Origin of the sequence: Peribacillus sp. S4 (assembly GCF_046715815.1) — a bacterium.
Classification (GTDB): Bacteria; Bacillota; Bacilli; order Bacillales; family DSM-1321; genus Peribacillus; species Peribacillus frigoritolerans.
The window spans coordinates 619,479-634,604 of record NZ_CP175708.1 but is presented as its reverse complement, the minus strand read 5'-3'; the positions used below and the strand labels follow the sequence as shown (position 1 = coordinate 634,604).

Below are 15,126 nucleotides of genomic sequence, written 5' to 3'. Positions count from 1 at the left end.
ATGAAAAATCCCGGCAGCCGCCGGGAATTTTCATTATTTCAATAGATTGAGCGATTCCCGGTTAAATGCCGGTAGATCTTCAGGAGTCCTGCTGGTTACAAGCTGGTTGCCGCAAACCACAACCTCTTTGTCCAAATATGTGGCACCTGCATACTCCATATCGACTTTAATGGATGTATACCCTGTTGCGTGGCGTCCTTCAAGTGTTTTGGCCGTAATCAGCAACTGCGGTCCATGACAGATCGCAAATACAGGTTTTTTATCATCCATGAACGATTTCGCGAAAGATACGAAGCGTTCGTCAGCACGCAGTTGATCAGGCGAGAACCCACCGGGGATGAATAAAGCATCGAAACTTTCCGGTTTCACCGAGTCGATGCTTTCATCAATCTCGACTTCCACCTCCCCTTGTTTCCCTTTAACCGTTTTCCCTTTCACCATTTCAATCGTCGTTACCTTATGGCCAGCTTCTTCAAATGCTTTTGCCGGTTCACTATACTCCGAGTCCTCAAACATATTCGTTACTACACATGCGATTTTTTTACCCATAATCATTCATCTCCTTAATTTTTGATCGAATGAACCTACTTTGCACTTTATTTATGTTCCCTCTGACACGATAAATAAAACACATAATTTAATAGTTGACCCTTTGTCCATGAGTAAAATACCACGAATCAATGTTTAGGGTACTGGCCAACAACGTGTATCGCATTGATGATTCTTTTATTGATCCATTTCCTGTTTTCTTCTGTATTCAAATTCCCAAATATCCTAATCCGACCTACTTCCGTAGTTACATAGTAATTTGGCAGGTTATTCAATGATAATGTGATGATGTCATTTTTACATTTCCTGCACGAACAAAATGTTTGGTATTCTATACCTGACATTAAAACCTTCACCCATGTCACAACGATTTCTTCCATCACATTTGTGTATTCTCTTTCCATATATTCTCCTTCAAAAAGAAAAACCCATCCATTCCTGACAGGTTTTCACTCATTTATCACTGTCCGTGGAACAATCAGGATTTCAACTCTCCGGTTTTTCGCCCTTCCTTTTTTCGTTTCATTGGAAGCAACCGGCTTGAATTCCCCATGTCCTTTAGCACTGAACATTTCGGGATCCAAATCCTTATTTTCGAGGAGAAGTTTCATAAAATTCACGGATCGCATCACACTCAGGTCCCAGTTGGATTCATACTTGGAATTTTTAATAGGAATATTATCGGTATGTCCGCTTACGATGATGTTTCTGGGTAAGTCCATGACCAGTAACCCCGAGATTTCTTTAGCCATTTTACGGTTTTCACTCCTCACCTCGGCCACACCCGATTCGAACAGAACGTTTTCCCTAATTGAAATCAACATACCTTCATCCGTAAGGTTCGTTCCCAATTTATCCGTTAAATCATTTTTTTCGATATAGGCATTTACGCGCTCCTGAACTTCCGTAAGTTCTTCCTGCTCGTTTTTCCCTAGCTTCTCAAGATCTTCTGCACCTGTTCTTTGTTCGGGTGACGTCGGCTCATTGCTGGGGGAATCACTTGGAAAATCCATAAAACCCGTTCCGCTTGTAAAAACCTGGTTAAATACATTGGACAACTGCTGGAACCTTACTGCATCAACCGAACTTGAAGCGAACAAGACGATAAAAAGCGCAAGAAGCAATGTTAAGATATCGGCATAGGGAACCAGCCATGATTCATCAATATGCTCTTCATGCCTTTGTTTCTTTTTGCGCCTAGCCATTATCTCTCACATCGCCTTCCAACCACTTTTTACGATCTCCAGCAGGCAAATATGATGTTAATTTCTGTTCGATCGTTCTCGGCGCTTCCCCTTCGATGATCGATAAAATCCCTTCAATCATCATTTCTTTGATCCTGACTTCCTGCTGCGATTTCCGTTTTAGCTTATTGGCAAATGGATGCCATAACACATACCCCGTGTAAATCCCCATCAAGGTCGCGACGAACGCTGCAGATATGGCATGTCCCAATGCCTCTGTGTCAGCCATATTCCCCAATGCAGCAATCAGCCCGATTACGGCACCCAATACGCCAAGCGTCGGTGCGTATGTACCGGCTTGACTGAAAATCGCCGCCGCACTTAAATGACGTTCTTCCATCGCGTCTATTTCCTCTGCTAAAATATCACGAATATAATCGGCACTCTGACCTTCGACTGCAAGGTTCAAGCCATTTTTCAAAAAGGCATTATTCACCTGATCCGAAATGCTTTCCAAGGCCAATAAGCCTTCCTTCCTGGCAATGACCGCCCATTCCGAAAAGGTCTTTATTAAATCTTCCGGCTTTGTCAATTTTTGTTCAAAGAATAAAATCTTGAATATTTTTGGCAGTCTTTTTAATTCCGACAAAGGGAAAGCCGTTACGACAGCAGCTATCGTCCCTACAATGATGATCAAAATAGCCGCCGGATTAATCAGCGCCGTTACACTAACACCTTTCAACACCATTCCGACTAAGATGGCCACAATTCCAAGAACTACGCCCAAAACTGATGTTATATCCATAATACTCACCCATTCATTTAAAGTCTCGTCTCCTCCTTATATCGGATGAAGTTCAAAAAAAGTGAGGATTATTTTACTATTCAGTTTCAATTTTCATTAAATCATCACAAAATCTTCCCACCTTATTGCCTGCATGAGCTTATCAACAGCACAAATATTCCTTCAAGAATGGAACCTCAAGCATGTTCCGTACATGATTTTCTCATAACATCTGGAATATACGAATTTACTCGTTGTTTTCACGCTTTTACTCGTGATTCCGCATATCGCTGACATTTTTTCTCACTCTTCAGTTTTTCCGAAAGAAAAGGACAAAGCCTGTCAGCTTTGTCCCTGTTCTTGTTTTCCATGATTTCTTCCGGCCAGCCATTTTATGATGGGGGACAGAAAAAATAAAATGAATAAGATCCTGAATAAATGAAAGCTTGTGACAACGGATAAATCCACATGCACAGACATGGCTGTGACTGCCATTTCGGCGACGCCGCCTGGGGCCATGCTCAAAAAAAGTTCATTTGCCTGTAAAGATAGGGTCGGGGCAAACTGAATGGAAAGATAATAGCAAAATCCAATCAATAGGACATTACTGACGAATACGGCTCCGAACATCTTTCTGAAAAGTCGGGGATTATCCACCTTCAGTGTGTAGCCTAAATGTGCGCCTATCAACAATTGCGACAGGTTCAACCAAAAGTCAGGAATCTGCGGGGCACCTGGGCCTGCTAAATTGAATAGTGCTGCGGCCATGAGAGGTCCTAGCAAAAAAGGCAGCGGAAAATTGGCTTTCTTTGTGATGAAAATGAACACTATCAAGGTTAACAACATCATGATTTCTAATTTCCCATCATATTCAAAAAAGAAAAACGCCCGCTCCGTTACGGCCATTACCGCACCTGGTTCAACTGACATTACATGAGTCACAATCCAAGGGACAATGGAAATTACCAGGATGACCCGCAGTGTTTGCATGAAACCTACAACCGTTTCATCACTATCCTTCATTTCCTCACTTAAGACCACCATCTGGGAAAGACCTCCCGGGAAACTGCCAAGCATGGATGTGCCCAAGGATAAGTTCATTCGTTTTCCGATAAACCAGCCAGTCAACACTGTAAATGAAATGATTGCGATTGTCGTAAAAAGCATTACAGGCAGATATTCAATCATCTCATTTAACGATTGTTTCGTGAATGAACTGCCCAATTGTAAACCTAGAATGACCAATCCAGTACTTCTAAAGGTTTTGGACCAATATAAGTACTTCCTTAACTTCACTTTCGCAATCATCACGACGAATAATGGTCCTAGCATCCATGGCAGGTATATGCCAAGGCTATTAAACGCGTAACCACCCATGAATGCTAGAAAAGCTGTAAAAATGATTCTAAAACTCTTACTCTCGATTAAATTTGCACTCACAAAATTACCTTCTTTATCTAAGCGGTTTTTCATCTATATCTTAACATAAAATAAATTGGTTCAAAGCTGTCATCCACGCTTGTTTTCGACTGGAGCGAGGAGCGCAGCAGTGATACCTTCTCCAGTGCAATTTTTTATATTTAATCATGTTTTCGCTCCATGAAAAGAAACAGCATGGCACTTCCACCATTTACTAGATTTCCCACCCCCACAAACTCGCAATAAAAGGTAGAATAATATATATAGGGGGTCAAACTCTTATGGAGGGGTGACTAGATGTTATCAAATACAGAAATAGGCATTGACTTAGGAACTGCAAATACGCTAGTTTACAGTAAAAATAAAGGAATCGTATTTAATGAGCCATCTGTGGTGGCCATTGATATAGAGACTAATAAAGTATTGGCAGTCGGTGTTGATGCAAAAAACATGATCGGGAAAACACCCGGCAATATCGTGGCAATCCGTCCGCTTAAGGATGGTGTCATTGCGGATTTTAATGTGACCGCGCAAATGCTTAAGGAAATCATGAAAAAAGCAAGCAAGGCCCTAGGTTTATCGATTCGCAAACCTAGTGTAGTGGTCTGTACACCATCAGGTTCCACTTCGGTTGAGAGAAGGGCCATTCAGGATGCAGTCAAAAGCTGCGGAGCGAAACAGGTCCACCTTATCGAGGAACCGGTAGCGGCAGCAATAGGTGCGGGCCTGCCTGTCGAAGAGCCCGTTGCCAATGTCATCGTTGATATCGGCGGCGGAACGACTGAAGTCGCAATCATTTCTTATGGCGGCGTCGTTTCCTGCAATTCAATCAGAATTGGCGGAGATCAATTGGATGAAGATATCAGCCAATATGTCAGGAAAAAACATAATGTGCTGATTGGGGAAAGAACAGCCGAGGAAATAAAAAAAGAAATCGGCTACGCACTCGTTGAACATTCCGTGATCACCATGGAAGTCAGGGGCCGCGATCTTGTAACAGGGCTACCAAAACCGATTACAATATCATCCACTGACGTCCAGGAAGCCATCCAGGAATCGCTTCTTCATATACTGGAAGCAATAAGGGCCACTTTGGAAGATTGTCCTCCTGAATTGAGCGGCGATATCGTCGATCAAGGAGTCATCTTATCCGGCGGGGGTGCACTTCTCAACGGGGTACAGGAATGGCTGACGAATGAAATCGTCGTCCCTGTCAAACTTGCGGATAACCCGCTTGAATCAGTTGCCATCGGAACCGGGCTTTCACTTGAGGTCATTCACAAATTACAAAAAGCCGTGTACTAAAAAGATTAGGAAACCCCAACTTGGGGTTTCTTTTTTTATCATTCCAGACCGATCCCCCCCCATGATGCAAACACAATCTCCACATTAAATAACTTCCCGGAAATATTTTACCTCGTTTGAGCAGAGAATAAGGAAAAGGATTTTTTACGTTCGAAAGCAAGCATTACTGATTGGGTAGGCATCACGTGCAGAACTAATCGCATGCAATGTTACATAAATTGTGTTATAATATAATTATGTTACATTGGTAAGAGGAGAAGATCTATGGAATATGTAGAAGCCTTTAAGGATATCAATCAAATCAGCAAAATAAAAACATACTTACGCGCTCACTCCAGTCGGGATTATTTATTGTTTGTACTCGGCATCAATACAGGTATGAAGATAAATGAAATGCTCGAAATCACCGTCGCCAGCGTTCTGGATGAAACGGGCAAAATCAAGGAGTTCTATGAGCAACGGACGGAAACTGACGAAGTCAACCAAATTTATTTGAACCTGAAAGTCCGTACCGCCCTACAAGAATACCTTAAAGGCTCGAAGGTTATCGAAGGTCAGTTTTTATTTCTTTCCCCTAAGACAAAAAAGCCGATTACACGTCAACAGGCGCACCGAATCATCCATGATGCTGTGGAAGGTGCAGGGCTTACAGGCAAATTCGGAGCAAGTTCGATGCGTAAGACTTTTGGCTACCATGCCTATAAACAAGGCGTGTCTCTGGCCTTGATACAGAAGCATTACCATCATTCCAGTCCATCGGAGACATTAAAATACATCGGTTTATCCAAGGAGAAGAAATTCAAGACGAATATTGACGTTAACTTATAAACATTCTGCTATCTTCTATTAACTCTAACCAACATTTTAAGGAGGAATTCCAGTGAAAATTAGAGAAAGTGAACTTCCTGGCATTGGCCAAAAATTCGAAATCATAACGAGAAATGATGAAAAGTTAGTAATCGTCATTCACGATGATGGCCGTCGGGAATTATACCATTTTGATAATGAACATGAGGACGTCATATCGAGCATCACCCTTAATGATCAGGAATCCCGGCAACTGGCTTCCATCATAGGCGGCATGGTCTATAAACCACAAGCACTTGAAACAATTGAAATGTCCTTGGGTGACTTGGTGATCGAATGGTTCAAAGTCGAACCCGGTTCAAAGGCCATCAATCAAACGATCGGTTCGATTGATATCAGGAGCAATTATAACGTGACCGTCATCGCCCATTCTAAAAAAGGCAAAAAACAACTGAATAATCCTGGTCCAGACTCCATCATCGAAACAGGCGACACCCTTGTAATATCCGGTGAAAGAAAAGATATTCGTAACCTGATAAGAGAATTATTGACCGACGAAAGGAGTGACTAAGCTCATATGGATCATTTAGTCTTTGAAGTGGGAACTGCCCTACTTCTAGTGGCATTAGCCGCTCTCGTTGCAGGTAAATTCAAAATATCAAATGTTCCGTTATTAATTATCATCGGGATGCTCGTTGGACCCCATGCCCCGCACTTCGGATTAATTGACCTGCGTTTCATTGAAAGTGATGAAATCATAGCATTCCTCGGTCGTGTCGGTATTTTATTCCTTCTGTTTTACCTTGGGCTTGAATTTTCCGTCAAAAAGCTTATGAAGTCAGGGAAAAATATCGTGACCGGCGGAACCTATTACATTTTAATCAACGTGGGAATGGCCTTGCTGTATGGCTTCCTGCTAGGTCTTCCATTAAAAGAGGTCCTGATATTAACCGGAATCATCAGTTTTTCTTCAAGTGCCATCGTGGCAAAGGTACTTGTGGACCTTAAAAGGACCGGTAACAATGAAACGGAGTTAATCCTTGGCATCATCATGTTTGAAGATATCTTCCTCGCTGTTTATTTATCAGTCGTATCTGGATTGGTATTAAGCTCTTCTGGTTCCGTTTGGGGAACATTACTTTCTACATTTATCGCGATTGGGTATATGCTGATATTTTTCGTTATCGCCCGGAAAGCATCTGGGGTCCTTAACAAATTATTCAATATAACCTCCGATGAGATTTTTATCATCGTCGTGTTCGCATTACTATTCTTCATCGCCGGTTTCTCGGAAACGATTCATGTTGCGGAAGCCATTGGTGCATTACTGCTCGGCCTGGTCTTTTCTGAAACGGAGCATAGCGACAGGATCGAGAAACTTGTCATTCCCTTCAGAGACTTCTTCGGGGCCATATTTTTCTTCAGCTTTGGCTTGAGTATCGATCCGACGACCCTTGGCGGAGCTGTCTGGATGGTTCTTGGTGCCGTCATCATCACCATAATCGGTAACTTTGCAGCTGGTATGATTGCCGGACGCAAATCCGGTTTATCTCACAGAGCTTCCGCAAACATCGGTTTAACGATCGTTTCACGCGGCGAATTCTCCATCATTTTAGCCAACTTAGGCATTGCAGGAGGTTTAATGCCTATACTAACCCCGTTTGCAGCACTTTATGTTTTAACCTTAGCGATTCTTGGGCCCATCCTTACAAAAGAATCCAAACACATCTATAATATCCTAAATAAAGTATTCAAATGGACCCCTCCGAAGGTTCAAAAGAAACAGGAAAAAGAAGTCCAATAGAGAAAAAGGCCGGAAATTGCTTTCTGGCCTTTTTTCTGCTTACCTTTTATAACTCTCACTAACATGATAATACTTGTAAGAAAGCGGGCATAAAATCATACTAGTAGTAGTATGGTTGCCGTACTTGAAGTTTCAACAGCACCTATTCACAGTTATTCTAGAAACTTTCGAGATTGAGGGATATTTCTTTACTGAGGATTTAAAACTTGCCTCTCTCCAAATTTGTTTTACGGGCTATGTCATTGTCACAAGCTTCTACAAGTGCCCGGATTAGAGGTTTCAATTTCTTTTCTTTTTGTGGATTAACTTACATGAACAAAGGGAATAGAAGCAGATAACCTAAGTAACTATTCAGGAGTGATGCCCAGATGAATAAGTCGATCCAATTTTCAAAGAAACTTATTAAAGAAATAAAGGAAGATCGTGTGACCGGGCTGGCAGCAGAACAAGCTTATTACTATTTACTGGCACTATTCCCTTTGCTCATATTACTGCTGTCCATATTACCTTATCTGAATATCGATATTCAGACAGCCCTCGACACGATAAAAACCTTCATGCCTGCGGAAACGATGGAAGTCATTGAGAAAAATATCATCAACATATTATCTGAACGGAACGGCGGCTTACTGACCTTTGGTATCCTTGGAACGATATGGTCCGCATCCAACGGAATGAACGCGTTCATCCATTCCATGAATATCGCCTATGATGTGGAAGAAACAAGGAATTTCATTAAAGCCCGCTTCATTTCCATTATACTGACATTAGGCCTGGTTGTAGCATTCATCGTCATGTTAGGTCTCCCCGTCTTTGGAAAGGTCATCATCGAATTATTACAGCAGGTCATTCCGATCCCAGAAGAAACGCAAATCTTATTCAGCTTATTACGGTGGGTCATCGCGGTTGTGGTCATCTCACTTGTCCTGGCCTTTTTATATCGCTTTGCACCGAATAAAAGTTTCCCCATTAAACATGTCATCCCTGGCGCAGTTACCGCAACTGTACTTTGGCTTGGAATATCACTTGGATTTTCATTCTATGTCAGTAACTTTGCCAACTACTCTTCCACTTACGGCAGTTTAGGAGGCGTCATCATCTTGATGCTATGGCTGTATTTGAGTGGTCTGATTTTTGTGATCGGCGGAGAAATCAATGCAATTCTTCATCGCCAAAATTCCATTCCAAAAAAACAGTCACGCACGATCGTTCATCCTGTCCCGCTTAAAAGATAAAATCAAGATAGAAAAGCGGCTGTCCCATTCGGACAGCCGCCTTTCTAATTAACCCTTATTGACAAACTCTTCATATCTTTCATCATGGGCCAGCCATGCAGCGTATTTCCGCTTCATGTATTTTTCCGCTTCCGCAAATGTATCGAATGTTTTTTTCTGTTGTTTTCCTTTGATTTCAACAATCCATTCCTCTTCTTCATCTTCATAGATGAATATATCCTGTTTGTCTCTTGTTGAATATAGGCAACCCTCTGGGGATCCTTTTACATTCAATTGATTCTTATGTGCGTCTCGTTTAAGGGGCTCGGCATAGAAGGTCTTTTCGACATATTGGCTATATGCCTTTTCGGACATCGTACAACCGGCGGCTTTTTGGTGGCCGCCACCATCGTACTTGCCAGCAACCTCAGAAACATCTATATCATCGTGGATTGTCCGGAAGCTGATTCTTTTGCTTCCTACCATCAGGATGGCTATATAATCCAGATGTGAGAACTCTTTCGACAGTTCATTTCCCAATTCCGAGTGGTATGACTCTGCATGGACCACACCAGCTGTATGGGGACCGACCGTAGCTTGATAAACTTCTCTTTTTTTCCTGTTTATGTACCGATCCACTCGACTCTCTTCAACATTCAGAAGTGTTTGCTCCACTTCGTCAAAAGTGAAACTTTCAGCCGTGGACAGCTTATTTGCGATTTTCATTTCGAATTCCTCTATCGGAATCATGAAAAACAGGTCATTCAATCGCTTTGCCGTTGTATTTTTATTGACTTCCCATTCCCAAGTATCATATTGACGGACCAATTCAACGAATTCAGCGACAATGCTTGAAGGTTCCAGCAATTTATTTTCAACTGCATACTGATAGAATAATGATGTGGCTGCCGTCTGTTTACCATCTTCCTGTTCGACAGTTACAGATGCCCAATCATGTTCGTTCAAATGCAGTGCTGACTTATGATGATCGATCAGCAGCGCCTTGCCTCCATCTTCCACAAACTGAGTAATCATTTTTTCATTATCTTCATCAACCGATAGATCAGTAACGATCAATGTATCTTCAATCTTGGCCTGCTCAAGAAATGCACCTACATTCTGATTAAGGCGACCAATTGAATTATAACTAACCACTACTTCATCTCCGAATGCCAGCTTTGCTACAATGCCGCACCCGACTCCATCCAAATCATTATGTGTAAAGAGATGGTACACACAAACCCCTCCTAATAACTAATAAATTTACTTTTCCCTAAAGACATGAATTTCAATTGCAATCTTTACAATTGTAGCATAATCATATCTGCATATTTTATCATGCTTCCATTACGTGACGCTTTTGTTCGTTTTTTTTTCGATGAATTACCTAATGATTCCTCATTCCCCATAATTTATAACAATAAATAATGGAAAAACACATTACTTTGAAATCGGGTATTTCCAGTGAAGGAGTTTCGGTGAGTGTCGAAGAGCAGCATTAGCTAATCGATCAATGGCTAACTTTACGAACTTTAAAGAATTGCCAGATGGTTGAAGAAAGTTGACTCAATCAGACCACGATCCGGCACATCAAAAAAAAGCCGCAGGAATGTCATTCCCTGCGGCTTCCTTATGTGAAATCACTGTTCAATCAATTTTCCAAGGTTGGCCATTTCAATTGCACTAACGGCCGCTTCATAGCCTTTGTTACCTGATTTTGTTCCAGCACGTTCAATGGCTTGTTCTATATTCTCAGTTGTCAGCAAACCGAAGATAACCGGTACACCTGTTTCCAAAGAAACGGAAGCCATGCCTTTAGCTGCTTCATTGCAGACATAATCATAATGTGAAGTAGCACCCCTGATTACCGTTCCAAGACCGATTACCGCATCATATTTACCTGTATTCACAAGTTTCTTAGCAATTAACGGAAGTTCAAAAGCACCCGGGACCCACGCGATGTCAACATCATTCTCATCAACGCCATGACGCTTAAGGCCATCCATTGCCCCTCCTAAAAGCTTGCTTGTGATAAACTCATTAAATCTTCCTACCACGATTCCTACTTTCAATCCTGATCCGATTAATTGTGCTTCAATAGTTTTCCCCATGTCTAATTCCTCCTAATTTTTAAAAACAATAATTTTTTCATGTTAAGATTTCATTCCTTAAAAATCTTTCAAGCTTTCGGGATGTTCATTTCAAGTTCCTGTTTCCCGATTGGATCATTATGTTGAAGATACCGAACCAAATCGGCTATCGTAATGAACTTCAGGTTGAATTTATCAGCGATGACTTCTAAATCGGATACGCGGGCCATCGATCCATCTTCATTCATGATCTCACAAATTACACCGGCTGGAGCGGCACCGCATAACTTCGCCAAGTCCACCGATGCCTCCGTATGTCCTGCCCTTCTTAATACGCCGCCTTCTTTAGCGACTATCGGAAAAGTGTGACCAGGCCTTTGGAAATCTTCTGCGACCGAATCTTCATTAAGAAGCTCAAGGATGGTCAAGGACCGTTCAAAAGCACTGATTCCTGTAGAGGTGCTTTTATGATCGACACTTACCGTAAAAGCAGTGCCATGATGATCGGTATTTTCGCCTACCATAGGATGCAGTTTCAATTTTGCTGCCAGTTGTTCAGTGATGGTCGTACAAATCAAACCACGTCCATGAGTCGCCATGAAATTAATCGCTTCCGGTGTCGCCTTTTCGGCCAACACTACAAAATCCCCTTCATTTTCACGGTCTTCATCATCGGACACGATTACTACCTTGCCAGCCTTCAAATCTTCTATTGCTTCTTCTATTGTATGGAACATCATTACACCGCCCTTTTATTAGAATCCATGCTCTGCCAAAAACTCTAAATTCAGTCCTGGTTTTGGATTGCCATTTTTCATTTGATGTATTATATATTTCCCAATCATGTCGTTTTCGATGTTAACGATATCGCCAGCCGCTTTTTGTCCCAATATGGTGTCCTGATGAGTCAATGGAATCAATGATACCGTCAAAAGGTTCCTTTCGATCCCAAATATCGTCAAGCTTGTTCCATCAATGGCCACGGAACCTTTTGGAATACAAAAGGCACTAAGCCCTTCTTCCAGTTGGATTACATAATATACGGCATTTTCTTTCCGTTCTTTTTTTATGATCGTTCCGGTTCCGTCGATATGACCTGAAACAAAATGACCGCCAAATCTTCCCTGTGCACTCATGGCTCGTTCGAGATTAACAGGTGATCCCAATTTTAACGTCCGGATCGAGGAAGCTTTGACCGTTTCCGGCATCACGTCGACCGTAAATAAACTTTTCGTGAAGGACGTTACCGTTAAGCAGACCCCGTTGACTGAAATACTATCCCCCAGATGCACATCTTCAAGGATTTTTTCAGAACGAATCGATAACTCCATACTGCTTTTTCCTTTTTTCAAGGAATGTACGGTACCGATATCCTCAATGATTCCCGTAAACATGTTTTTCCCCCTTTTATAAAGTATAAAAAACCCCTTAGGATGACCTAAAGGGTTAGCAGGAGAAATGAGTGAAAAAAATTGTATACCTAAAAAGCCTAATATTTTCATTTTCGAAAAATTAGGCGTACGTATACACTTGGGTTCCACACGTCCTTCTCCCATCCAGACTGTACTGTCGGCTTTGGAATCTCACCAAATCCTGCCTTTTAACAGGCTCGCGGGCTTAGAATTTCTTCATCACCGCCGGTTGGGATTTTCACCCGACCCCGAAGGACTAAAATAATATGAATCTTTGAATATTTTATCACCATAAAGTGAAGATGTAAAATTTCTAACCTTAAATGGTTCAATTGTTACAGGAACTTCCTAACTTTATGTAAAAATGATCCCCATTAACCCCGATGTGCTCCAAAAAGGTTAGGCAGGCTTAATATGTGGAATAGGATTAGAGAATCAAACTTCATATAAGGAGGAAGCTTAATGCTTATTTCCATCATCAACCTGATTTTCTATCTGTTCGTCGTCACGATGAATTTTTTAGCCAATTTCCTGCCATTGAACGGCCAGACATCAGGAGAGATTTCCGATAAACTTCATGTCGTTTTCACTCCTTCCGGATATGTATTTTCCATATGGGGCTTGATCTATTTCCTGCTCGCCATCTGGGTATTCAGGCAGTTTTTAAGTAAACATCAAAACAGCCCTGCTTATAAGGCATCCTTCCCTTGGTTCGCTTTAAGCTGTGTCCTGAATGGCGCTTGGCTTTTAGCTTGGCACTATGAACACTTTTTGTTATCCGTATTCATCATCATTGCTCTTTTGGCTACTTTAATGGTCATTTATACAAGCATAAGAAAAGTGGAACACACTACTTTCGACCTATTCCCGTTTTCCGTCTATACAGGCTGGGTAAGTGTTGCAACGATCGCTGACATTTCTTATTACCTAACCTATATCAAATGGGACGGTTTTGGGGTTTCCAGTTTAACCTGGACGATCATCCTGCTGATTGCAGCAACAATCCTGGCCTTTGTCTTCACAGATAAAAACCGGGATTGGTGCTATCCTCTCGTATTCGTTTGGGCGTTCATAGGCATCGGGATACGAAATAGCTCCGCCTATCCTGTAATCACGGACATTTCTTATATCCTCGCTACCATCACTTTTATCATATCCATAACCATCTTCATAAAAAGTAGAAGGAATATGGTAGCCTAAAATGCTTGCTGAAGATCTTGCCATACATCCTGCCAAGCTTCTAGACCAACAGAGAGACGGACCAGCTGGTCACTGATGCCCATTTGTTCCCTTGAAGCTTCAGGAACGGCAGAGTGCGTCATGGTAGCGGGATGCTGGATCAATGTTTCGGCATCCCCAAGACTTACGGCAATTTTAATTAGATTCAATTTATTGAGGAATTCCTGTGCATCCTGTTTTGTGCCATGCAATTCGAAAGAGATAAGGCCGCCGCCATGTTTCATCTGTTTTTGCATGATATAATGATCCGGGGAAGCTTCATCACCTGGATAATATACCTTTTTCACCTTTGGATGTTTCTTAAGTTCATGAAAGATTTCCATTGCATTGGCCGAATGACGGTCCATCCTGACAGGCAAGGTCTTTAACCCCCGCAATAGTAACCAGGCATCGAAAGGTGAAATGATTCCACCGATATCCTTTTGTGTAGTCCCAGCTACGTGATTCATGAATTCCTTCTTACCGACGACAAGTCCCGCAACGACATCCCCATGCCCGCAAAGATATTTCGTAGCGCTATGAAGGACGATATCACAGCCATACTCAAGCGGTCTCTGTAGGTATGGCGTCGAAAACGTATTATCGACTACGACCGTCACATTGTATTCCTTCGCAACTTTCACCACCATCTGTAAGTCAATCATTTTCATCGTCGGATTGATCGGGGTTTCTACATAGATGCAGGTCGTTTCCGGCCGGATCATTTTCCTAAGCTGTTCTTCAGTATCCATTTCACAAAAATCATGAGTGATCCGGTATTTATTTTTCATTAGCTGCAGAAGGCCAAATGTACAACCATATACCCCCTGTGAGCAGAGGATGTGATCATCTGTTTTAGTTAACGCAAAAAGTACTGCTGAAACGGCAGCCATGCCTGAACCGAAAGCAAGGCCAGCTTCCCCTCCTTCCAGTGCGGCAATCTTTTCCTCAAGCACTTGTACCGTTGGATTTCCAAGGCGAGAATAAATATATCCATCTTCGATACCGGCAAAACGCCTCTCCCCTTGCTCGGCATTTTCGAAAGTGAATGTTGAGGTTTGGAATAAAGGTGTTGCCAAGCTTCCCAAATGCTTCTTCGAGTCATATCCTTCATGGATGACTGCCGTTTCAAATTGTTTATACTTTCTTGTCATACCGTTTCCCCCTTACCTATGTCTATTGCTATCATATGTCAAAAAACCATATAAAGGAAGCGTTTTCATTCATGATTATCACCCATAAATGAACACTGAATTTAGTAAAAATAAGCTTCATTCTGTTCAGTTGGATCCTGCAAATTGAGCACCTCTTTTAATTTTAAATTCTAAAGTGAATTCCAA

At 41.9% G+C, this 15,126-nt stretch carries 15 protein-coding genes, 1 pseudogene and 1 riboswitch; of the genes and pseudogenes, 6 read left to right on the top strand and 10 right to left on the bottom strand.

Features of this window, described 5'->3' with window-relative positions; translation table 11 throughout:
* Positions 1-33: 33 nt before the first annotated feature.
* From ACJ9PY_RS03030 to ACJ9PY_RS03010, 5 genes are all read right to left on the bottom strand, one after another.
* Positions 34-549 carry a type 1 glutamine amidotransferase domain-containing protein gene (locus tag ACJ9PY_RS03030; protein WP_034305681.1) on the bottom strand — a complete coding sequence of 172 codons (516 nt, stop codon included), beginning with the start codon at positions 547-549 and terminating at the stop codon, positions 34-36.
* A gap of 128 nt (positions 550-677) precedes the next feature.
* A complete protein-coding gene (locus tag ACJ9PY_RS03025; protein WP_250161120.1) occupies positions 678-953 on the bottom strand; it encodes a late competence development ComFB family protein in 276 nt (91 codons plus the stop codon).
* Between the two features lie 45 nt (positions 954-998).
* Positions 999-1,754, bottom strand: coding sequence for a flagellar motor protein MotB (gene motB / locus ACJ9PY_RS03020; RefSeq protein ID WP_268564041.1), 756 nt, complete (start codon positions 1,752-1,754; stop codon positions 999-1,001).
* The gene (gene motA, locus ACJ9PY_RS03015; RefSeq protein ID WP_411739458.1) at positions 1,747-2,538 is read right to left on the bottom strand and encodes a flagellar motor stator protein MotA; all 792 of its coding nucleotides are present in this window, start codon (positions 2,536-2,538) and stop codon (positions 1,747-1,749) included. Before motA ends, motB begins: the two co-directional genes overlap by 8 nt.
* A gap of 321 nt (positions 2,539-2,859) precedes the next feature.
* Positions 2,860-3,957, bottom strand: coding sequence for an AbrB family transcriptional regulator (locus ACJ9PY_RS03010; RefSeq protein WP_411739457.1), 1,098 nt, complete (start codon positions 3,955-3,957; stop codon positions 2,860-2,862).
* 276 nt (positions 3,958-4,233) lie between these two features.
* Here ACJ9PY_RS03010 and mreBH point away from each other — a divergent pair, with 276 nt between their 5' ends.
* The 5 genes from mreBH to ACJ9PY_RS02985 all read left to right on the top strand — a co-directional run bounded on the left by mreBH (position 4,234) and on the right by ACJ9PY_RS02985 (position 9,087).
* Positions 4,234-5,241, top strand: a complete 1,008-nt coding sequence (mreBH, locus tag ACJ9PY_RS03005; protein ID WP_057278618.1) for a rod-share determining protein MreBH — start codon at positions 4,234-4,236, stop codon at positions 5,239-5,241.
* 264 nt (positions 5,242-5,505) lie between these two features.
* Positions 5,506-6,069: a tyrosine-type recombinase/integrase gene (locus ACJ9PY_RS03000; protein ID WP_063577433.1), complete on the top strand. Its 564-nt coding sequence runs from the start codon at positions 5,506-5,508 to the stop codon at positions 6,067-6,069.
* Positions 6,070-6,121: 52 nt separating this feature from the next.
* On the top strand, positions 6,122-6,619 hold the full coding sequence (locus ACJ9PY_RS02995) for a cation:proton antiporter regulatory subunit (protein ID WP_034305691.1): 498 nt from the start codon (positions 6,122-6,124) through the stop codon (positions 6,617-6,619).
* Positions 6,620-6,625: 6 nt separating this feature from the next.
* The gene (locus ACJ9PY_RS02990; protein ID WP_063577434.1) at positions 6,626-7,852 is read left to right on the top strand and encodes a cation:proton antiporter; all 1,227 of its coding nucleotides are present in this window, start codon (positions 6,626-6,628) and stop codon (positions 7,850-7,852) included.
* Positions 7,853-8,220: 368 nt separating this feature from the next.
* Positions 8,221-9,087 carry a YihY/virulence factor BrkB family protein gene (locus ACJ9PY_RS02985; protein WP_057278615.1) on the top strand — a complete coding sequence of 289 codons (867 nt, stop codon included), beginning with the start codon at positions 8,221-8,223 and terminating at the stop codon, positions 9,085-9,087.
* A 48-nt stretch (positions 9,088-9,135) separates the two neighbouring features.
* Here the strand turns inward: ACJ9PY_RS02985 and ACJ9PY_RS02980 are convergent, their stop codons facing one another.
* From ACJ9PY_RS02980 to ribE (ACJ9PY_RS02965), 4 genes and pseudogenes are all read right to left on the bottom strand, one after another.
* Positions 9,136-10,302, bottom strand: a complete 1,167-nt coding sequence (locus ACJ9PY_RS02980; protein ID WP_328134248.1) for an oligoribonuclease — start codon at positions 10,300-10,302, stop codon at positions 9,136-9,138.
* Positions 10,303-10,706: 404 nt separating this feature from the next.
* Positions 10,707-11,177: a 6,7-dimethyl-8-ribityllumazine synthase gene (gene ribE, locus ACJ9PY_RS02975; RefSeq protein ID WP_034305700.1), complete on the bottom strand. Its 471-nt coding sequence runs from the start codon at positions 11,175-11,177 to the stop codon at positions 10,707-10,709.
* Positions 11,178-11,254: 77 nt separating this feature from the next.
* A pseudogene (ribB, locus tag ACJ9PY_RS02970) lies at positions 11,255-11,893 on the bottom strand (3,4-dihydroxy-2-butanone-4-phosphate synthase); the annotation flags it as partial.
* Between the two features lie 18 nt (positions 11,894-11,911).
* Positions 11,912-12,550 (bottom strand): riboflavin synthase, encoded by a 639-nt coding sequence (gene ribE, locus ACJ9PY_RS02965; protein ID WP_034305702.1) that lies wholly within the window; start codon positions 12,548-12,550, stop codon positions 11,912-11,914.
* A 146-nt stretch (positions 12,551-12,696) separates the two neighbouring features.
* A riboswitch (FMN riboswitch) is annotated at positions 12,697-12,828 on the bottom strand.
* Between the two features lie 202 nt (positions 12,829-13,030).
* On the opposite strand from ribE (ACJ9PY_RS02965), the gene ACJ9PY_RS02960 reads away from it, so the two are divergent.
* Positions 13,031-13,768: a TspO/MBR family protein gene (locus tag ACJ9PY_RS02960; RefSeq protein WP_411739456.1), complete on the top strand. Its 738-nt coding sequence runs from the start codon at positions 13,031-13,033 to the stop codon at positions 13,766-13,768.
* On the opposite strand, the gene megL is transcribed toward ACJ9PY_RS02960, so the two are convergent.
* Positions 13,765-14,940 carry a methionine gamma-lyase gene (gene megL / locus ACJ9PY_RS02955; RefSeq protein WP_411739455.1) on the bottom strand — a complete coding sequence of 392 codons (1,176 nt, stop codon included), beginning with the start codon at positions 14,938-14,940 and terminating at the stop codon, positions 13,765-13,767. The two genes, ACJ9PY_RS02960 and megL, sit on opposite strands and share 4 nt — an antisense overlap.
* Positions 14,941-15,126 lie beyond the last annotated feature (186 nt).